This window comes from Bordetella hinzii LMG 13501, from assembly GCF_001548475.1.
GTDB classification, from domain to species: Bacteria; Pseudomonadota; Gammaproteobacteria; order Burkholderiales; family Burkholderiaceae_B; genus Bordetella; species Bordetella hinzii.
In genome coordinates, this window is record NZ_LRUJ01000048.1 from 1 (window position 1) to 20,307 (window position 20,307).

16 protein-coding genes are annotated in these 20,307 nt (G+C 66.4%); 8 read left to right on the plus strand and 8 right to left on the minus strand.

Going from position 1 to position 20,307, the window contains the following annotated elements; genetic code table 11:
* Positions 1–151: 151 nt before the first annotated feature.
* Positions 152–349, minus strand: a complete 198-nt coding sequence (locus tag AXA74_RS21530; RefSeq protein ID WP_032963006.1) for a hypothetical protein — start codon at positions 347–349, stop codon at positions 152–154.
* A 93-nt stretch (positions 350–442) separates the two neighbouring features.
* On the opposite strand from AXA74_RS21530, the gene AXA74_RS21535 reads away from it, so the two are divergent.
* Positions 443–1,387, plus strand: a complete 945-nt coding sequence (locus AXA74_RS21535; protein WP_029581246.1) for a LysR substrate-binding domain-containing protein — start codon at positions 443–445, stop codon at positions 1,385–1,387.
* Positions 1,388–1,418: 31 nt separating this feature from the next.
* Here AXA74_RS21535 and AXA74_RS21540 read toward each other — a convergent pair whose 3' ends face one another.
* On the minus strand, positions 1,419–2,936 hold the full coding sequence (locus AXA74_RS21540) for an acetyl-CoA hydrolase/transferase family protein (protein ID WP_029581247.1): 1,518 nt from the start codon (positions 2,934–2,936) through the stop codon (positions 1,419–1,421).
* Between the two features lie 225 nt (positions 2,937–3,161).
* Between AXA74_RS21540 and AXA74_RS21545 the strand changes: the two genes are divergently transcribed.
* Complete coding sequence (locus AXA74_RS21545) at positions 3,162–4,082, plus strand: LysR family transcriptional regulator (RefSeq protein ID WP_029581248.1); 921 nt, start codon at positions 3,162–3,164, stop codon at positions 4,080–4,082.
* Between the two features lie 95 nt (positions 4,083–4,177).
* Positions 4,178–6,559: a DUF3772 domain-containing protein gene (locus AXA74_RS21550; protein ID WP_051350517.1), complete on the plus strand. Its 2,382-nt coding sequence runs from the start codon at positions 4,178–4,180 to the stop codon at positions 6,557–6,559.
* A gap of 1 nt (position 6,560) precedes the next feature.
* Here AXA74_RS21550 and AXA74_RS21555 read toward each other — a convergent pair whose 3' ends face one another.
* Positions 6,561–7,499 (minus strand): GlxA family transcriptional regulator, encoded by a 939-nt coding sequence (locus AXA74_RS21555; protein WP_032977731.1) that lies wholly within the window; start codon positions 7,497–7,499, stop codon positions 6,561–6,563.
* Positions 7,500–7,603: 104 nt separating this feature from the next.
* Here AXA74_RS21555 and AXA74_RS21560 point away from each other — a divergent pair, with 104 nt between their 5' ends.
* The gene (locus AXA74_RS21560) at positions 7,604–8,398 is read left to right on the plus strand and encodes an SDR family NAD(P)-dependent oxidoreductase (protein WP_032977728.1); all 795 of its coding nucleotides are present in this window, start codon (positions 7,604–7,606) and stop codon (positions 8,396–8,398) included.
* Positions 8,399–8,402: 4 nt separating this feature from the next.
* Here AXA74_RS21560 and AXA74_RS21565 read toward each other — a convergent pair whose 3' ends face one another.
* Both AXA74_RS21565 and AXA74_RS21570 read right to left on the minus strand, forming a co-directional pair.
* A complete protein-coding gene (locus AXA74_RS21565) occupies positions 8,403–9,173 on the minus strand; it encodes a sulfite exporter TauE/SafE family protein (RefSeq protein WP_029581252.1) in 771 nt (256 codons plus the stop codon).
* Positions 9,170–10,051: an EamA family transporter gene (locus tag AXA74_RS21570; RefSeq protein WP_029581253.1), complete on the minus strand. Its 882-nt coding sequence runs from the start codon at positions 10,049–10,051 to the stop codon at positions 9,170–9,172. Before AXA74_RS21570 ends, AXA74_RS21565 begins: the two co-directional genes overlap by 4 nt.
* Positions 10,052–10,238: 187 nt before the next feature.
* On the opposite strand from AXA74_RS21570, the gene AXA74_RS21575 reads away from it, so the two are divergent.
* The gene (locus AXA74_RS21575; protein WP_029581254.1) at positions 10,239–10,529 is read left to right on the plus strand and encodes an antibiotic biosynthesis monooxygenase family protein; all 291 of its coding nucleotides are present in this window, start codon (positions 10,239–10,241) and stop codon (positions 10,527–10,529) included.
* Here AXA74_RS21575 and AXA74_RS21580 read toward each other — a convergent pair.
* Positions 10,526–10,873: a nucleotide pyrophosphohydrolase gene (locus AXA74_RS21580; RefSeq protein ID WP_032977724.1), complete on the minus strand. Its 348-nt coding sequence runs from the start codon at positions 10,871–10,873 to the stop codon at positions 10,526–10,528. The genes AXA74_RS21575 and AXA74_RS21580 overlap by 4 nt on opposite strands.
* Complete coding sequence (locus tag AXA74_RS21585; protein ID WP_172899584.1) at positions 10,860–11,492, minus strand: 3'-5' exonuclease; 633 nt, start codon at positions 11,490–11,492, stop codon at positions 10,860–10,862. Before AXA74_RS21585 ends, AXA74_RS21580 begins: the two co-directional genes overlap by 14 nt.
* A 130-nt stretch (positions 11,493–11,622) precedes the next feature.
* On the opposite strand from AXA74_RS21585, the gene acnB reads away from it, so the two are divergent.
* Positions 11,623–14,214 (plus strand): bifunctional aconitate hydratase 2/2-methylisocitrate dehydratase, encoded by a 2,592-nt coding sequence (gene acnB / locus AXA74_RS21590; RefSeq protein ID WP_029581257.1) that lies wholly within the window; start codon positions 11,623–11,625, stop codon positions 14,212–14,214.
* Between the two features lie 64 nt (positions 14,215–14,278).
* Here acnB and AXA74_RS21595 read toward each other — a convergent pair whose 3' ends face one another.
* Complete coding sequence (locus AXA74_RS21595; protein WP_029581258.1) at positions 14,279–16,474, minus strand: TonB-dependent receptor; 2,196 nt, start codon at positions 16,472–16,474, stop codon at positions 14,279–14,281.
* A 260-nt stretch (positions 16,475–16,734) separates the two neighbouring features.
* Between AXA74_RS21595 and AXA74_RS21600 the strand changes: the two genes are divergently transcribed.
* Positions 16,735–17,337: a transglycosylase SLT domain-containing protein gene (locus AXA74_RS21600; RefSeq protein ID WP_029581259.1), complete on the plus strand. Its 603-nt coding sequence runs from the start codon at positions 16,735–16,737 to the stop codon at positions 17,335–17,337.
* Positions 17,338–17,572: 235 nt separating this feature from the next.
* Complete coding sequence (gene acnA / locus AXA74_RS21605) at positions 17,573–20,278, plus strand: aconitate hydratase AcnA (protein WP_029581260.1); 2,706 nt, start codon at positions 17,573–17,575, stop codon at positions 20,276–20,278.
* Positions 20,279–20,307 lie beyond the last annotated feature (29 nt).

A 20,307-nucleotide genomic window follows, 5' to 3' on the forward strand; every position in this document is an offset into this window, starting at 1 on the left:
TGTGTTGCGAGGGGGCGAACTATAGCACGCTTTTTTGAACTGTCAAAACGACATTGGTAGTAGCCCTGACAGGGAAAGCCCCAGGGTCTCGCCGGGGCGTTCATCGCGCGCGTGCAGCCGCCTTTTCTACCTATATATATAGAGGCCGTGCTCACCAAATCTGCGAATGGTGCGTCCCTTTGAGAAAGCGCGCGCGCTGGATATCGTTCTGCAGCGAAGGAGGCAGGCCCACGTCCTTGAGCATATGACTGTCCAGCTCCTCGACGCAGGCGCCCTGCCCCCGCAGCCAATCCAGGCATAGGCGCCAGAGGCCGGGTCTGGCGGGGGCCGGCAATGTGTTTTCGTCCATAAGAGGCTCCTGAAACTGTTGTTCAGAGTAGCCATCCAGGCTTGTGGACGGAATCGCATTGTTTTTGCCAAATTGGTAAGTTAGGCTAACCAAATGCCCAGCCGCCTACCTTTGAATACGCTGCCGGTGTTTCGCGTCGTCGCGGAGTTGCAGAACTTGCGCGCCGCCGGCGAACGCCTGCACCTGACGCATAGCGCCATCAGCCAGCAGATCCGCCATCTGGAAGAACAGCTGGGTTTTGCCCTGTTCGACCGGCAGGGCCGCCGCCTGCGCCTGAATGCGGCGGGCGCCGCCTTGTTGCGCGGCGTCACGCCGGCCCTGGCGCAATTGGACGAAAGCGCCCTGGCCGCCGCCGCGGCGGCACAGGAAGGCGCATTGCGCCTGCGGGTAAGCGTGCTGCCTTCTTTTGCCCAGCGCTGGCTGCTGCCGCGCATGGCGCGCTGGCGCCAGCGCCACCCCGATATTTCGCTGGAGATCGAGGCCTCCCAGAACCTGGTCGACCTGCAACGCGAGGATTTCCATGCCGCGCTGCGCTACGGCGAAGGGCAATGGCCGGGCGTCGTCTCCGAGCCCCTGTTCGAGGTTCCCATGCCCATGATCGTGGTGGCCTCCCCGGGCATGGCCAGACGCCTGGCCGGCGCCGCCCCCGCAAGCATCGTGACCGAGCCGCTGCTGGGCGAACGCGCGCTGTGGGAAGCCTGGTTCCAGGCCTGCGGCGTCCACGCCCGCGTGACGCCCGTGGCCGTCTTCAATGATGCCGGCCTGCTGCTGCAGGCGGCCGAGCAAGACCTGGGGCTGGCGCTGGCGCGCGAACTGCTGGCCGTGGATGCCCTCCGTGAAGGCCGGCTGCTGCGGCTCTTTCCCATGTCGATCCCCTACGAACAGCGGCATACCTACCATCTGGTCTATCGCCCCGCCTTGCAGGACTGGCCGCCGCTTGCGGCCCTGCGCCTGTGGCTGCGCGAGGAAATCGCCCTGGCCCGCGCGGAGCTGGCGGCAGGGCGGGAGGCGCAAAAAAAGGGCCCGGCGGGCCCTTGAAGGAGAGCGCAAGGCGCTCCGCAGGCGCGGCTCAGGCCACGCGCCTTGCCGCGGGCAGCGGCGGGCGCATGGAGTCGGTTTCGTTGTAGCGCTGGTGCCAGGAGAAGGCTTCTTCCAGCAGATGCGGCGTCTGACCGCCCCGCTCACAGGCACGGTCGAAGTAGTCTTGCAGCGCGCTGCGGTAAGAGGGATGCACGCAGTTGTCGATGATGGCCTGCGCGCGCTCGCGCGGCGCCAGGCCACGCAGATCGGCCAGCCCGCATTCGGTCACGAGAATGTCCACGTCATGCTCATTGTGGTCGACATGGGCCACCATGGGCACCACGCTGGAGATGTCGCCGTTTTTCGCCATGGACTTGCTCACGAAGATGGCCAGGTGCGCGTTGCGGGCGAAATCGCCCGAGCCGCCGATCCCGTTCATCATGTGCGTGCCGCCCACATGCGTGGAATTCACGTTGCCGTAGATGTCGAACTCCAGCGCGGTATTGATGGCGATGATGCCCAGGCGGCGCACGATCTCCGGCGCGTTGCTGATTTCCTGCGGGCGCAGCACGAGGCGGTCGCGATAGTGCGCCATGTTGTCGAGCAGGCGCTGGTAGACCGGCTGGGATACCGTAATGGACGAGGCCGAGGCAAAGGCGAGCTTGCCGCTGTCGAGCAAGGCGATGGCGCTGTCCTGCAACACCTCGGAGTACATCGTGAGGCCTTCGAAAGCCGCCTCGCCGAAGCCGTGCAGCACCGCGTTGGCGATGGTGCCGATGCCGGCCTGCAGGGGCAGCAGCGAGGGCGTCAGGCGGCCCGCGGCCACCTCGCCTTCCAGGAAACGCACGATATGCGCGGCGATCTGGCCCGTCTCTTCGTCGGGCGGCAGGGCGTTGGAAGGGCTGTCCGGCGCGCGCGTGAACACAATGGCCGCGATCTTGCCGGGATCGACGCGGATGGCCGTGTCACCGATGCGTTGGTCGGGCGCGACCAGCGCAAGCGGCTCGCGCCGGCCATGGGCGGCGGGCACATAGATATCGTGCAGGCCTTCGATCGCGACGGGAACGCTTTCGTTGATCTCAACGATCACGATGCCGGCCTGTTCGGCGAACGAGGCCGAATTGCCCACCGACATGGTCGGCACGATACCGCCGTCCTCGGTGATGGCCGCCGCTTCGATGATCGCCACGTCGACCGGGCCGATATGGCCGGCGCGCAGCTGCTCGGCGGTCTCCGACAGATGCTGGTCGATGAAGCGGATCTCGCCCTGGTTGATCTTGCGGCGCAGCGTGGTGTCCACCTGGAAAGGCATGCGGCGGGCCAGGACGCCGGCCTGGGCCAGCAGTTTGTCCGTGTCGTGCCCCAGCGAGGCGCCCGTGATCAGCGTGATCTGCAGCGGGTGCTTCTCGGCGCGCTCGGCCAGCGCCACGGGCACGGCCTTGCAGTCGCCGGCCCGGGTAAAGCCGCTCATGCCGACGGTCATGCCGTCCTGGATCAATTCGGCGGCCGCCTGGGCAGTCGTTACACGCGAGCGCAGGCCAGCGTGACGGATACGATCGAGGTCCATGGTGTCTCCAGACTTCTGGTGCCGGCCGACGCGCGCCCACGGCACGTTGCTGACAGACCGGGTCTCCACATGCCTGGACACCGTCTCGCGCGGCGTTTTCCGATTCATCATCGGCGGGCTCTTGGCGGGCCGATGACGGGTTGAGCGCAGTATAGAAATGTGCGGAAGAATCTCGTAATGACTTAAAATCATCGAAACCAGTCGTTTTTTTCATCGTTATCGCTTATGGACGTCCGCGCGCTGCGCTATTTCGTAGAGACCGTCAGTTGCGCCAGCTTCACGCAGGCGGCCCGGAAACTGTTCGTCACCCAGTCCACGGTCAGCAAGATGATCCGGCAGCTGGAAGACGAGGTCGGCACGCCGCTGCTGATCCGCGACGGCCATACGGCAAGGCCGACCGACACCGGACGCATCGTCTACGAGCGCGGCCTGCATATCCTGGGCGCCATGCGTCAATTGAGCGCCGAGGTCCGCCAGGCGGTGGACCTGGAGCGCGGCGAACTCGAAGTCGGGATCCCGCCGATGATCAACCTGCTCTTCATTCCCGTCGTGCAGTGTTTCCGGGAACGCTATCCCCAGATCCGGCTGAGCCTGCGCGAAGGCACGGGCCAGGCCGTCGAAAGATTGGTGGCCGCCGGCGAGATCGAGGTGGGGGCCACCGTCCTGCCGGTGGCCGCGCCCGGTCCGCTGCAGGCCCGCCGTTTCGGCAGCTATCCGCTTTGGGCCGTGGGACCGGCCGACGCCGCCTGGGCGGGCAAGACCACGCTGCCCCTGGGCGCGCTGCGAGAGGTGCCGCTGCTCATCCCCACGGAAGACTTCGCACTGACGCGGCGCCTGCGCCAGGCCTGCGAGTCCGCGGGCTTCGATCCCCAGGTCGCCGCGCAAAGCGCGCACTGGGACTTCCTGGCCGCGATGGCCGGCTCGGGCCTGGGCACGGCCATCCTGCCTGAACCGCTGGTGCAGCGCCTGAAGACGCGCGGCCTGAGCACGGCGCGGCTGGCACGGTCCGGCGTGCAATGGGAGGTCGGCCATATCTGGGTCCGCGACCGCTATCTTTCTTATGCGGCCCGCGCCTGGCTGGACGTCTGCGAAGCCGTGCTGGGCACGGGCGGCCGCAGCCGCCCCCGGCCGACCACGCAGGCGTAAACTGCGCCCGATATGTCTTGTTGCACCGTCCGGATGTCTTGTTGCACGGCGCGGCCCGGCGCTTGCTATGCTGGCTCAGTCATTGAGCATTGATAATGAATCCGACCCTTTATTTTTGGCGCGTCGCCTGCATGCGCCTGTTCGTCGTCCTGTGGCTGGCGCTGGGCGCCACGGCCTGGGCCCAGCCGCCGGCGACGGTGGCCGATGCCGAGGCCACGCTGTCCGAAGCCCGCAAGGATATCGACGCGCTGCGCAAAGACCTGGATGACCAGACCAATGACGATGTGCTGGTCAAGCGCCGCGGCCAGGCCCTGGAAATACAGGCCCAGGCCGACGCCATCGCCGAGGCGCTGGCGCCCCAGCAGGCCAGCGTGGCGGCGCGGCTGACCGAACTGGGCCCGGTACCCGCCGGCGGCAAGGACACTCCGGACGTTGCCGCGCAGCGCGCCCAGCTGGAAAAAAACAACCGCAATCTTGACGCCCAGCTCAAGCTGGCGCGCCTGCTGTCGGTCGAGGCGGCGCAGACCGCCGAGCAGATTTCGGCCTTGCGCCGCACCCAGTTCCAGGCCAGGCTGGGCGAGCGCCGCGGTTCGCTGCTGTCGTCGGGATTCTGGTCGGAGCTGCGCGGCGAACTGCCGCGCGACCTGGCGCGCCTGGGCGACCTGTTCGACGACATCAAGGGCATGATCGGCAGCACGCCGGCCTGGGTCTGGACCGCGCTCATCCTGCTGGTAGCCGCCGTGGTGGGGCTGCGCTACTGGGCGGGCCGCCTGTTGCTGAAACTGACCGCGACCCGCGTGCCGCCCGGGCGCCTGCGGCGCTCCGTGCTGGCGGTCGCCGTCGTGGCGCTGTCGACCCTCACGCCGGCGCTGGTGGCCGAACTGGCCGTGATCGGCCTGACCTGGCATGGCGAGGTCGCCGACGATACACAGACGCTGCTCACCAGCCTGGTGGAAATGGCGGCGTTCGGAGGGTTCGTGGCGGGCCTGGGCTACGCCCTGCTGTCCATCCACCGCCCGTCCTGGCGTCTGCCGCCCCTGCCGGACCTCATCGCCGACGGGCTGCGCTGGCTGCCCTTGACGCTGGGCGTGCTCGTGGTGGCAGCCTGGCTGGCCGAGCGCCTGCCCGTGCTGATCAATGCCAGCCTGACCGGAACGATCGCGCTGAACAGCCTGGTGGTGGGCGTCATGGCGCTGGCCTTGATGGCCGCGCTGGCGCGGGCCGAACGGCTGCGGCGGGGCCTGGGCGAAACGCCGCCGCCCCGGCCGTTCTGGCTGGCGGGCCTGAGCACCGTGGCCTGGATCGTGCTGGCCTTGAGCCTGCTGGCGCTGTTGATCGGCTATGCGGCGCTGGGCAGCTTCCTGGTCCGCCAGGCCCTGTGGACCCTGGTCGTCATCGCCACGACCTATCTGGCGTCAGTCCTCATCGACGATGGCTTCACCACCCTGGTCGGCGGGCCGGTCAAGGACGAGCCGCCCACCTTGCAGACCCGCTTGCGCGGCCAGGCCGCCGTGCTGCTGTCCGGCGTCGGCCGGCTGATGGCCATCCTGGTCGCCGCCGTGCTCTTGCTTGCCCCTTTTGGCGAAGCGCCCGCCGATTTGCTGCACCGCCTGGACCAGCTGTACAAGGGCCTGCAGATCGGCGAGGTGCAGATACGCCCGGGCGCCGTCGCGCAGGCTTTGCTGGTCTTGGCGCTGGCGCTGCTGTCGGTGCGCCTGCTCAAGCGCTGGCTTTCGACCCGCTATCTGCCGACCACCGAGCTGGACCCGGGCATGCAGGTCTCGGCCGCCACGCTGTTCGGCTATGCCGGCGTGGTGATCTCGGTCGCCCTGGCGCTGTCGGCGCTGGGCATCGGCCTGGAGCGCGTGGCCTGGATCGCGAGCGCGCTGTCGGTGGGCATAGGCTTCGGCCTGCAGGCCGTCGTGCAGAACTTCGTGTCCGGTCTCATCCTGCTGGCCGAGCGGCCGGTCAAGGTGGGCGACTGGGTCTCGCTGGGCGGCATCGAGGGCGACATCCAGCGCATCAATGTGCGCGCCACGGAAATCCAAATGAGCGACCGCTCGACTGTGATCGTGCCGAACTCGGAGTTCATCACCAAGACGGTACGCAATGTGACGCACGCCAATCCGCTCGGCCTGGTGCAGATCAAGCTGCCCATGCCCTTGTCGACCGACGCCCAGCGGGTGCGCGAGATCATGCTGGAGGCCTTCGGCGGCCATGAAGACATCCTGGAGACGCCGGCGCCCAATGTGTTCCTGGACGGCATCGACAACGGCCATTTGATGTTCAACGCCAAGGGCTATGTGAGTTCGCCGCGCTCGGCCTACGGCGTGCGCAGCGCCCTGCTGTTCGAAATCCTCGGGCGCCTGGCCGGCGCCGGGCTGGACATGTCGCCGCCCAGCACCATGCTGTTGCGCGCCGAAGCCGGCCAGGATGCCCCACGGCCGCCAGAAACCGGCGCGGCCACACCGCGCTGAGTCAGGCGCCGCGTGCCTCGCGGCGCACCGCCTGCGGCGGCAGGCCAAAGCCGCGCAGGAAGGCCTCGCGCATATGGCGCCGATCGCGGAAACCGGTCTCGCGCGCAACGGTCTCCAGCGGATGGCGGCTCTGTTCGATCATCAGCCGCGCCGCCTCCAACCGCAGTCCCTCGATCGCCTTGGCCGGCGACTGGCCGGTCTCTTTGGTGAAGACGCGGCTGAACTGCCGGGGACTGAGATTGGCCACGCGCGCGAGTTCCTCCACCGGCAAGGCGCTGGCCAGGTGCGCGCGCGCATAGGCCAGGGTGTTTTGGATGCGGTCCGAACGCGGCGCCAGGTCCAGCATCTCGGAGTGCTGGGATTGGCCGCCCGCGCGCCGCTGGTGCATGACCAATTTGTGCGCCACCGTGCGCGCGACATCCGCGCCCAGGTCTTGTTCCACCATGAACAGCGCCATGTCCAGGCAAGCGGTCATCCCCGCCGAGGTCCAGAACGGGCCGTCGACGACATAGATGCGATCCGGCTCGACCTGGATGGCGGGATGCGCCTGTTGCAAGGCGCGCGCCCAGGCCCAATGCGTGGTGGCGCGGCGCCCGTCCAGCAGGCCAGCCTCGGCCAGCACGAAACCGCCGGTGCACACGCCAGCCACCCGCCGGGCCCGCCGCGCCACGCGGCGGACCGCGGCCAGCATGTCGGACGGAGCATGGCAGCGGGAGGGGTCGACCCAGCCGGCCACCATCAGGGTGTCGGCGCGGCCGCCCAGCTTGCCTGTGATGAGCGATAGGCCGAGCGAAGAGCGCAGTTGCCCACCATGCAACGACACGCTGTCGATGGCGTAGAACGGCTGGCCGGCGACCAGGTTGGCGAACTCGAACACGCTTTGCGGCGCGATGGACATGACCTGAAAGCCGTCTGCCAACAGGAAAGAGACCCGGTGCATGGAGAATTCCGTTCATGGCATAAAACCTGACGATATACGTCATTTAAGACTCCCGCAAGACAGCCTAGGATGACAGCCATCGACACCCCTGACAGGAAACCCTCATGGCCCCCCTCGGCACTGCCCTGATCACTGGCGCCTCAACCGGCATCGGCGCCGTCTATGCGGACCGGCTCGCGCGGCGCGGTCACAATCTCATCCTGGTGGCGCGCAACCGCGACCGGCTGGATACACTGGCCCGGCGCCTGAGCGATGACACCGGGCGCTCTGTGGAGGTCCTGCCTGCCGACCTGAACTCGGCCTCCGACCTGGGCAGGCTCGAAACGCGCCTGCGCGAGGACGCAAGCATCGATATGCTGGTCAACAATGCGGGCATCGGCACGCATACCCCCCTGTTGCAAAGCCAGTTCGATCACATGGAACGCCTGATCGCGCTGAACATCACCGCCTTGACGCGCCTGACCTACGCCGTGGTCCCCGGAATGGCGGCACGAGGCCGCGGCGCGCTGATCAATATCGCCTCTGTGGTGGCGATCACGCCGGAGCGGGTCAATGGGGTGTATGGCGCCAGCAAGGCCTATGTATTGGCGCTGAGTCATTCCTTGCGGCACGAACTGGCCGGGCAAGGCATCCAGGTCCAGGCGGTGCTGCCCGGCGCGACGTCGACGGCGTTCTGGGCCACGGGCGGCTTGCCGGTGGAAAACCTGGATCCGGCCATCGTGATGCGCGCCGAGGACATGGTCGACGCGGCCCTGACCGGTTTTGACCGGCAGGAGGCGGTGACCATCCCGGCCTTGCATGACGCCGGAAAATGGGAGGCTTACGAGGCCGCGCGCCAGGCGATGGCCACGCAGCTGTCCCGGCGCGAAGTGGCCCCGCGCTACCTGGACGGCCGTTAAGCGCCTAGAACACCATCTGGAACAGCGTGCGCGAGGCGGGCACGAACAGGCCCAGGCCCGCCGCGATCAAGAGCACGAAGACCATGCGCTTGACGGTCTTGATGGAGTCGGCCGAGGCAAAGCGGCGCACCAGCCAAGTCAGTGCGACCACGACGGGGAAAGCTTCCAGGCTCATCCACAAGGTGTTGGCGTGGATGCTGCCCTGCCAGGTCACCAGGCTCAGGCGCACCACCGCATTGGCCGCGAAAATCACCAGCAGGGAGTTGCGGATGACGGCCAGCGGCAAGGGCTGGCGGTATAGCTGATAGACCATGGGCGGCCCGGCGCTGGAGAACAGGCCGCCCAGCAGGCCGGAAATAATGCCGAAGAATACGAAGACCGGCTTGCGCGACACCCGGGCCAGCTGGCGGGCCTGCATCACCAGCATGAAGGCGCAGACCAGGATGGTCAGCCCCAGCAGCCATTGCAGGATCACCGACATGCTGCCATGGATGAGGTCCAGGGCCGCGACCCCCAGGGCCACGCCGACCAGGCTGCTGATCAGGGCCGGCCGCAAGAGGGTCCAATCCACATGGGGCCGGCTGCGGCCGATGGCCACCAGGGCGTTGATCAGCGTCAGGATGCTGACGGTATTGGACATGTCGGGCAGCGGCGCCAGCGCGAACAGGCTGGACAGGCCGAGCAGCACCAGGCCGAAGGCAAAGCCCGTCATGGTCTGGGCATAGGTTGCCACCGCGACGGCCAACAGAAAGAGCAGATGCTGGGTCGGCGTCATGCGCGCGCCCCGCGCCGGCCGGCATGGATGTTCAAGGCCAGACCGCCCATGACCAGGAGGGCCGCGAGGATTTTCCACGCCGGCAGGGGCTCGGCCAGCAGCAGCGTGGACGAGAGCATGCCGAACACCGGCACCAGGAGGGCCAGCGGCGTGATGAGCGACGCCGGGTGGCGCACTAGCAGCCAGTTCCAGGCGCCGAAGCCGAAAACCGTATTGCCCACGGCCTGCCAGAGCACGGCCGCCCAGGCCAGCCAGCTGGCGTGGACGAGGGAGTCGGCGATGCGCGCCGGGCCTTCGGCGAGCACGCTGATGGCCAGCACCGGCGGGATGGCGAACACACTGCTCCATACGATGAAGGCCGCCATATTCACCCGGCCCACGCCGCGCACCACCGTATTGGCGCAGGCCCAGCACAGGCCTGCGGCCAGCACCAGGCCCAGGCCGCCCAGGGTCACGGCGGCGAAGGGATCGGCCACGCTATGCCAGGCCACGAGCAGGTAGCCGGCCAAGGCCAGGCCGAGGGCGGCATATTGCGCCGCGCGCGGCCGCTCACCGGCGAGCATCACGGCCAGGATGATGGTGAAGAACACCTGCGACTGGACGACCAGGGATGCCAGGCCCGGCGAAATACTGCCCTGCATGGCCCAATAAAGCAGGCCGAACTGGCCCGCGCCCAACAGCACCCCTACCGCGGCCAGCGCGGACCATGGCACCCGGGGGCGCCGGAAAAAGAACAGCCAGGGCAGGACACAGAACACAAAGCGCAAGGCGGCGAACAAAAAAGGCGGAAAGTCGGCCAGCCCCCACTTGATGACGACGAAGTTGGTGCCCCAGATGAAGACCACGATCAGGGCCAGCAACAAATGGGTGAATGGCATGACGGCGCGGCAGGCGGCGGATGAGAAAGGAACCGAGTGTACCGAAGTGCGGCCCCCCTCGCTGGCGGGGCTTTCAGCCTGTGGTCAGCCGGCATGGGCCGGAAGCCTCCCCGTAGGCAGCGGAACCGGGTTCAGGCTAGGATGGCCGGACCCGCGGCCCGCAGGCCGCCCTTTACGGAGATCTGTCGTGATCCAGGAAATTGCCAGTATTCGCGTCAAGGCCGGCCAGGAAGCCGCCTTCGAGGCCGGCGTCAAGGCGGCCGTGCCGCTCTTTCTGCGCGCCAAGGGCTGCCATGGTGTGGAACTGCATCGCTGGGAAGAGTCGGCACAGGACTACACCCTGGTGGTGCAATGGGAAACCGTGGACCACCACATGGTGGATTTCCGCAATTCGGCCGACTTCCAGGAGTGGCGCCGGCTGGTGGGCGAGTATTTCGCCGCCCCGCCGCAGGTCCATCACGAGGCCCAGATTATTTAATCTTCGTTGTATTTGCGGGCGCTGCCGCGAAACGCCTCGGCGGGATATTTGGCGGCGTTCTTCACCATTTTGCGCTCGACCGCCTGGGCGATATCCACGCCCAGCTGGTCGGCCAGGGCCACCAGATACATCTGGACGTCGGCGATTTCGTCCATCGCCGCCTCGCGCTGGCGCGCGTCCAGCGCGCGCGACTGCGCCTCGGTCAGCCACTGAAAGACCGTGACCAGTTCGCCGGCCTCGCCCGCCAAGGCCATGGCCAGGTTCTTGGGTGTATGGAAGGGCTGCCATTCGCGCTCGGCGGTAAAGCGCCGCAGGGCCAGCTTGATCGACTCAAGATCCGACATGGGCGCTCCCGGCGGTCAGGCGGGCACGCGCGGCCAGGGCGACGGCCACCGTGGTGCGCACGTCGGCCAGGGCCCGGTGGGTGGGGGTGGACGCGCCCAGGTGGCCGGCCAGAATGCCCAGCTTGTGCGAGGGCAGCTCGGGCCAGGCCCGGCGCGCCAGCATCAGCGTGCAATAGGTTTCGTTGTCGAAGGGCAAGCCGCAGCGCTGGGAGGTGGCGAGCAGAAAGCGCGTGTCGAAGGCGGCATTGTGGAAAAACACCGGCGCGGCGCCGACGAATTCGCGGAAAGCCCCGAAAGCCTGCTCGATGGGCCGGCCGTGCTGGAGGACCTCTTGCTGTGAAATCCCCGTCAGGCGGGAGATGAAACTGGGGACCCTACCGCTGATGCGCACGACCTGGCTGTACTCCCGCGTGATCCGCCCCTCGATATCGACCGCCACGGCGGCGAATTCCAGTATCTCGCAGGAGGCGGCCGACAATCCGGTTGTCTCCAAGTCGGCGACCACGAATTCGCCGCCCAGCGCCGCCAGGGCGCGGGTCGTGTCGCTTGGGGCCGCTCGACGGCGGTGCGCAGGAAAATATGGCAAGTCCAACCCCGGCCGAACAAAGAAAGCCGCCATTGTAGGGCGGCCCGGCCGGCGTGGCGCGCAGACCACAGGTCTTATATAAGATATAAGACATTTGCTTGCGGCCGCGGGTTGGTTCTAAAATGCGCACACTTCCCACCAACCGACACTACGCAGGCTTCTCATGCTGGAAACGTATCGCCAACATGTGGCTGAACGCGCCGCGCTGGGCATTCCCCCGCTGCCGCTTTCCGCCCAACAAACCGCCGACCTGATCGAACTGCTGAAGAATCCGCCCGCTGGCGAGGAGCAGTTCCTGCTGGACCTGTTGACGCATCGCGTCCCGGCCGGCGTGGACGACGCCGCCAAGGTCAAGGCTTCTTATCTGGCCGCCGTCGCGCTGGGCAAGGAATCGTGTGCGCTGATCAGCCGCGCCAAGGCGACCGAACTGCTGGGCACCATGCTCGGCGGCTACAACATCGGGCCGCTGATCGAGCTGCTGGACGATGCCGAGGTGGGCACGGTTGCCGCCAACGGCCTGAAGAAAACCCTGCTGATGTTCGACGCCTTCCATGACGTGAAGGAAAAGGCGGACAAGGGCAATGCCAATGCGCGCGCCGTGCTGCAAAGCTGGGCCGACGCCGAGTGGTTCACCAGCCGCCCCGAAGTGCCCCAGAGCCTGACCATCACGGTCTTCAAGGTGCCTGGCGAGACCAATACCGACGATCTGTCGCCCGCCCCCGATGCGACGACCCGTCCGGACATCCCCATGCACGCCCTGGCGATGCTGAAGAACAAGCGCGAAGGCGCGGCCTTCCAGCCCGAGGAAGACGGCAAGCGCGGTCCGGTCAAGTTCATCGAGTCGCTGAAAGAAAAAGGCCATCTGGTCGCCTACGTGGGCGACGTGGTCGGCACTGGCTCCTCGCGCAAGTCGGCCACCAACTCGGTGCTGTGGTTCACCGGCGAAGACATCCCCTTCGTGCCGAACAAGCGTTTCGGCGGCGTGTGCCTGGGCGGCAAGATCGCCCCGATCTTCTATAACACCATGGAAGATGCCGGCGCCCTGCCCATCGAACTGGACGTCTCCAAGATGGAGATGGGCGACGTCATCGAGCTGCGTCCCTACGACGGCAAGGCCCTGAAGAATGGCGAAGTCATCGCCGAGTTCCAGGTCAAGTCGGACGTGCTGTTCGACGAAGTGCGCGCCGGTGGCCGCATTCCGCTGATCATCGGCCGCGGCCTGACCGCCAAGGCCCGCGAGGCGCTGGGCCTGCCGCCCTCCACGCTGTTCCGCCTGCCGACCAACCCGGCCGACAGCGGCCGCGGCTTCAGCCTGGCCCAGAAGATGGTCGGCCGCGCCTGCGGCCTGCCCGAAGGCCAGGGCGTGCGCCCGGGCACCTACTGCGAACCGAAGATGACCTCGGTGGGCAGCCAGGACACGACCGGCCCCATGACCCGCGACGAGCTGAAGGACCTGGCCTGCCTGGGCTTCTCGGCCGATCTGGTGATGCAGTCCTTCTGCCACACCGCTGCCTATCCCAAGCCCGTGGACGTCAAGACGCACCACACGCTGCCGCAGTTCATCAGCACCCGCGGCGGCATCTCGCTGCGCCCGGGCGACGGCGTGATCCACTCCTGGCTCAACCGCATGCTGCTGCCCGACACCGTGGGCACCGGCGGCGACTCGCACACCCGCTTCCCCATCGGCATTTCCTTCCCGGCCGGCTCGGGCCTGGTGGCTTTCGCCGCCGCCACGGGCGTCATGCCGCTGGACATGCCGGAGTCGGTGCTGGTCCGCTTCAAGGGCAAGATGCAGCCCGGCGTGACGCTGCGCGACCTGGTCAACGCCATCCCGCTGTACGCCATCAAGCAGGGCCTGCTGACGGTCGCCAAGCAAGGCAAGAAGAACATCTTCTCCGGCCGCATCCTCGAAATCGAAGGCCTGCCGGACCTGAAGGTCGAACAGGCTTTCGAACTTTCGGACGCCTCGGCCGAGCGTTCCGCCGCCGGCTGCTCGGTGCGCCTGAACAAAGAGCCGATCATCGAGTACATCAACAGCAACATCGTGATGCTCAAGTGGATGATCGCCAATGGCTATGAAGACGAGCGCTCGATCTCGCGCCGCATCAAGGCCATGGAAGCCTGGCTGGCCGATCCCAAGCTGCTGGAGCCGGACGCCGACGCCGAGTACGCCGCCGTGATCGAAATCGACCTGGCCGATATCCATGAACCCATCGTCGCCTGCCCGAACGATCCCGACGACGTCAAGACGCTGTCGGAAGTCGCCGGCGCCAAGATCGACGAAGTGTTCATCGGCAGCTGCATGACCAATATCGGCCACTTCCGCGCGGCGTCCAAGCTGCTGGAAGGCAAGCGCGACATCCCGGTCAAGCTGTGGGTGGCTCCGCCGACCAAGATGGACGCCCAGCAGCTGACCGAAGAAGGCCATTACGGCGTCTTCGGCACCGCCGGCGCCCGCACCGAAATGCCGGGCTGCTCGCTGTGCATGGGCAACCAGGCCCAGGTGCGCGAAGGCGCGACCGTGATGTCGACCAGCACCCGCAACTTCCCGAACCGCCTGGGCAAGAACACCAATGTCTACCTGGGCTCGGCGGAACTGGCGGCTATCTGCTCGCGTCTGGGCCGCATCCCGACGAAGGAAGAGTATCTGTCGGATATGGGCGTCATCAACAAGAGTGGCGAACAGATCTACAAGTACCTGAACTTCGACCAGATCGCCGACTACAAGGACGTGGCCGACTCGGTCGCCGTCTAAGCCGGCAAGCTGGAAAAGCCCGCACCTGGTGTGCGGGCTTTTTCTTTTGGATGCCTGGGAAAGATCAGAACGCCATGCTGGCCGTGAGGGTGAAGGTGCGCGGCGCGCCCTGCACCAGATAGCCATTGCCCGGGTAGCCGCCCACCGAGGCCCAATAATCGCGGTTGGCGATGTTTTCGATGCGGGCGCGCCAGATGACGCTGTGCCCACCGATCTCGGTCGAATAACGCAGGCCGGCATCCAGGCGGGTCCAGCCGGGAACCTTGAGGGTGTTGGCCGAATCGACGTAGGAAGAACCGGTGTAGACCAACCGGCCATCGACTGTCAGGCCGTCCACGCCCGGGATATCCCATTCCACGCCGAGGTTGGCCTGGTAGTCCGGCACGCCGATCACGCGCTTGCCATCCGTGGCGGCGCTGCCGGTGGAACGCTGCTTGGCGTCCAGCCAGGTCATGCCGCCCAATACGCGCACGCTGGGAGCAAGCTGGCCGTACCAGGTGAGTTCGATGCCCTGGTGGCGGTCCTTGCCCGACTCCGTGAACTCCTGCTGCGCATTGACGTAGGCGCGCGGCTTGTCGGTCGAGAAATAGGCCAGGCCCGCGCCGATGCCGTCGCGCTCGACTTTGATGCCCACTTCTTTCTGCTTGGAGACATAGGGGCGCAGCATGGCGCCCGCATTCACCACGGGCAGGCCGTTGGCGTTGGCCGGGGCGGTGTCGCCCGCGGTCAGGGCCTCGATATAGTTGGCGTATAGCGAGACATCGGGCGTGACGCGCCAGACGATGCCGGCGGCCGGCGAGTTGCGGCTTTCGTCATAGGCCTTGGAGCCCACGCCGGTGTTATAGGCAAAATCGCGGCTATACAGGCGCTGATGGCGCAGGCCCAGCGTGAGCAGCACACGGTCATCCAGCATCGCCAGCGTGTCGCCCACGGCCACGCTGGTCATGCGCACGCGGCCGTTGAGGGCCGGGTCGCCCAGGTCGTTGCCGAACAGCGTCTTGGGGCTGAAGGCGGGCTGGGCAATGCGCACCGGGCTGTAGATATTGGTCGCCGTGGTATTGGTGTAGTCCATGGCGTAGGCGTTTTTCTTCTCCAGCTCGAAGTAGGATGCCGCCAGCACCATTTCGTGCTTGACCGGCCCCGTGGCCAGCTTGGCCCGCAGGCCGATTTCGCCGGTGTCGACCGTATCCTTGCGGGCGTTGTCGAAGCGGTAGAAGCTACCGTTGCCCGAGGCATCGACATTGTTGATGTTGGCCAGGGAGTTCTTTTCCTTGCTGTCGCGATGGCCATAGGCGGCATAGGCCGTCAGCTGGTCGCTCAAGTCGTACTCGCCGCGCAGGGTGCCGAAGACATCGCGCTCGTTGGAATAGCTCCAGTCCTGGGCATAGTTGGTGCTGGCATGCGGCGCGCTGGGCACCGAGGCCGCGTCGCCAGCCAGCGTGACGTTGGGCCGGCCGCGCTTGATGCGGTTGAACTGATAGCCGATATCGGCCGAGAGGCGAGCCCGGTCATTGCGCCAATCCAGGCCCACCAGCGCCGAGGTGGTGCGGCCGAATTCGCCGTCGACCCCGCTCTCGCCGCCGCGCTGGCCCACGTTGACGCGGATGCCAGTGCTGTCGTCGGGCCCGAAACGCCGCGCGATGTCGGCCGAGAGCTGCGCCGTGCCGCCGGCGGAGATGCCGGTGGTGAACTCGGTGAGCGGCTCGTTGGGCGCGCGCTTGGGGACCAGGTTGATGGCGCCGCCGACGCCCCCGCCGGTGGGCGGCGTGCCGGTCAGGAAGTTGGAGGCGCCGCGCAGCACCTCGACGCGCTCGAAGAACTCCGACGAGATGTATTGGCGCGGCATGAGGCCGTACAGGCCGTTGTAGGCCACGTCCTCGGAGCTCAGGATGAAGCCGCGGATGAAATATGACTCCTGGAAATTGCCGAAACCGCGCGCGATCCGCACCCCCGGGTCATTTTGCAGGACGTCGGCCACGCTGCGCGCCTGGCGGTCCTTGATCAGCTCGCTGGTGTAGCCGGTCATGGAGAACGGCGTTTCGAGATTGTCGCGCGTGCCCAGGATGCCGGCGCGGCTGCCGGTGGCGACCTGCCCGCCATCGAAGGCGGGCGCCAATCCCGCGGCCGATGCGTCGGCGCTGGCTTCGACCTTGATCGAGCCCAGCGTGACGGAGGCGTCGGCCGCGGGCGCGGATTGGGCCTGGAGGGCGCTCCAGGGCAGGGCGGCCGCCAGATAGGCGGCGCGGGGGAGTTTCTTCATTGCTTCGTCCGTGTTGGGTAAGGATGTCCGTGGACGCGCCCCGCCATGAGCGGGAAACCGCGGGTCGCGCCGGGCCGATGCGATGCCGGCCTGGATCGATATTAACCAACATGGATAATGATTCTCATTTGTAGGACTGTTTTCGTTGCAGGCCGTGGCGAGGCCGCAACAGCGCGGCGCTGCCCTATCCTGCCCGGCCTGGCCGCCGGCCGCGCGGATTAACACTTAGAATTCGCCTGACAATCACGGAAACGAGCCCTGTGGAAAGATGCCTGGCCCTCCTGCTCTGCCTGCTCGCTCTCGCGGGCTGCGCCAGCACGCGCCCGCCCGGCGACCCGGAAAACATCTGCGCCATCTTCCGCGAAAAACCCGATTGGCATGATGCCGCGCTGAAAGTCCAGGAGAAATGGGGCGCGCCGGTGCAGGTGCCGATCGCCATGATGTACCAGGAGTCCAGCTTCCGGCATGACGCCCTGCCCCCGCGCTATTACTTCCTCGGTTTCATCCCCTGGGGCCGGGTGAGCTCGGCCTATGGCTATGCCCAGGCCAAGGACGAAACCTGGAGCGACTACAAGCGCGAGGCGGGCGGCTGGTTCTCCAGCCGCGACAACTTCGCCGACTCGCTGGACTTCATGGGCTGGTATATGAGCAAGACCCAGCGCATCAATGGCATCTCCAAGTGGGACGCCTATGGCCAATACCTGAATTACCACGAAGGCTGGACCGGCTATCGCAACCGCAGCTACGAGCGCAAAGCCTGGCTGCAGCGGGTGGCGCGCCAGGTGCAGGCCCGCGCCGAGCGCTTCGGCGCGCAGTACAAACAATGCGAACGCGAACTGGGCCGCGGCGGCTGGCTGTTCTAGCCGCCGGTTTGCGCCGCGGCAAGCCGCGCGTCATGGAAACTTGGTAATAATAGGCAGCGAGGGACAGGGCAGGCGGGACGGCCCTGCCGGCGCTCGAACTTTTGACCGCCCCCCAGGTCTTATATAAGATACAAGACATAAGGCGACGCGGGCCCGACGGCCCGCCGTATCATGACAAACGCGCGAAATCGCCAGAAAATGGCGGCTTTACGCGGTCACACAACCGGAGTCCATCATGCCGCACAATACGTTCGACACCCTGAAGACCTTCAAGATCGGGAAGAAGACCTGTCAGTACTACTCCTTGCCCGCGCTGGGCAAGTCCCTGGGCATCGATGTCTCGCGCCTGCCGGTGTCCATCCGTATCGTGCTGGAGTCGGTGCTGCGCAACTGTGACGGCCAGAAGGTGACCGAGGAGCACATCCGCCAATTGGCGAATTGGCAGCCCAATGCCAAGCGCGAAGAAGAAATCCCCTTCGTGGTCGCGCGCGTGGTGCTGCAGGACTTCACCGGCGTGCCGCTGCTGGCCGATATCGCCGCCATGCGCTCGGTGGCCGAGAAGATGGGCAAGTCGCCCAAGAGTATCGAACCGCTGGTGCCGGTGGACCTGGTGGTGGACCACTCGGTCATGATCGACTATTTCGGCACCAAGAACGCGCTCGACCTGAACATGAAGCTGGAGTTCCAGCGCAACCGCGAACGCTATCAGTTCATGAAGTGGGGCATGCAGGCCTTCGACACGTTTGGCGTCGTGCCCCCGGGCTTTGGCATCGTGCACCAGGTCAACCTCGAGTACCTGGCGCGCGGGGTGCACTATGACAAGAAGAACGATGTCTATTATCCCGACTCGCTGGTGGGCACGGACAGCCACACCACGATGATCAACGGCATCGGCGTGGTCGGCTGGGGCGTGGGCGGTATCGAGGCCGAGGCCGGCATGCTGGGCCAACCGGTCTATTTCCTGACGCCCGACGTGGTCGGCGTCGAGCTCAAAGGCAAGCTGCGCGGCGGCGTGACCGCCACCGACCTGGTGCTGACCATCACCGAGATGCTGCGCCGCGAAAAGGTGGTGGGCAAGTTCGTGGAGTTCTGTGGCGAAGGCACGGCCAGCCTGTCGGTGACCGACCGCGCCACCATCGGCAATATGGCGCCCGAGTACGGCGCGACCATGGGCTTTTTCCCGGTGGACGAACGCACCATCGATTACTTCAAGGGCACGGGCCGCAGCGAGGCCGAGATTGCCGCCTTCGAGGCGTATTTCAAGGCCCAGAAGATGTTTGGCGTGCCCAAGGCCAGCGAGATCGGCTTCAGCAAGCTGCTGACGCTGGACCTGTCCACGGTCGCCCCGTCGCTGGCCGGCCCCAAGCGCCCGCAGGACCGCATCGAGATCGGCGACGTCAAGAACACCTTCATCGACCTGTTCTCCAAGCCCATCGCCGAGAATGGCTTCAACCAGCCCGCCCAGAAGCTGTCCGAGGTCTTCACGACCAGCGCCGGCACCAAGCTGAAGAACGGCGACATCCTGATCGCCGCCATCACCTCGTGCACCAATACGTCCAACCCCAGCGTGCTGCTGGCCGCGGGCCTGCTGGCCAAGAAGGCCGTCGAGGCCGGCCTGAAGGTCCCCAAGCACATCAAAACCTCGCTGGCGCCGGGATCGCGCGTGGTCACCGAGTACCTGACCAAGACCGGCCTGCTGCCCTACCTGGAAAAGCTGGGCTTTGACATCGCCGCCTATGGCTGCACGACCTGCATCGGCAACGCCGGCGACCTCGCCCCGGACTTGAACGAAGCCATCACCGGCAATGACCTGGTCTGCGCGGCCGTGCTGTCGGGCAACCGCAATTTCGAGGCGCGCATCCATCCCAACATCAAGGCCAACTTCCTGGCCTCGCCGCCGCTGGTCGTGGCCTACGCCCTGGCGGGCACCATGACCCGCGACCTCATGACCGAGCCGGTCGGCCGGGGCAAGCACGGCGATGTCTGGCTGGGCGACATCTGGCCCTCGACCGAGGAAATCGACGCGCTGCTGAAGTTCGCCATGAATCCGGAGGCCTTCAAGGCCAACTACAGCCAGGTCAAGACCAATCCGGGCAAGCTGTGGGAGAACATCAAGGGCGTGACCGGCGACACCTACAACTGGCCGGAGTCGACCTATATCGCCGAGCCGCCTTTCTTCCAGGACTTCGGCATGACGCCGGGCGCCATTCCGGTGATCAAGGGCGCCCGCGCCCTGGGCATCTTCGGCGACTCGGTGACGACCGACCATATCTCCCCGGCCGGCTCCATCAAGGAAAGCTCGCCGGCGGGCAAGTGGCTCAAGGACCATGGCGTGCTCAAGGCCGACTTCAATAGCTACGGCTCGCGCCGCGGCAACCACGAGATCATGATGCGCGGCACCTTCGCCAATGTGCGCATCAAGAACCTGATGATCCCGCCGCGCGCCGACGGCAGCCGCTTCGAAGGCGGCGAGACCCTGTTCCAACCCACGGGCGAACAGATGTCCATCTACGACGCCGCCATGAAGTATGTGGCCCAGGGCACGCCCTCGGTCGTCTTCGGCGGCGAGGAGTACGGCACGGGTTCCTCGCGCGACTGGGCCGCCAAGGGCACCCAGCTCCTGGGCGTCAAGGCGGTCATCACGCGCAGCTTCGAGCGCATCCACCGCAGCAACCTGGTCGGCATGGGCGTGCTGCCCCTGCAGTTCAAGGGCGACGACAGCGTGCAGTCGCTGGGCATCCGTGGCGATGAAACGTTCGACATCTCGGGACTGGAGCATGGCATCAAACCCATGCAGGACGTCACCCTGACCATCCATCGCAAGGACGGCAGCAAGCAGGAAGTCACCCTGCTGCTGCGCATCGATACGCCCATCGAGGTGGATTACTACCTGCACGGCGGCATCCTGCCCTTCGTGCTGCGCCAGCTGCTCGCGGCCTGAGCGCCTTGCGCCCCGCACAGCGCCCCGGG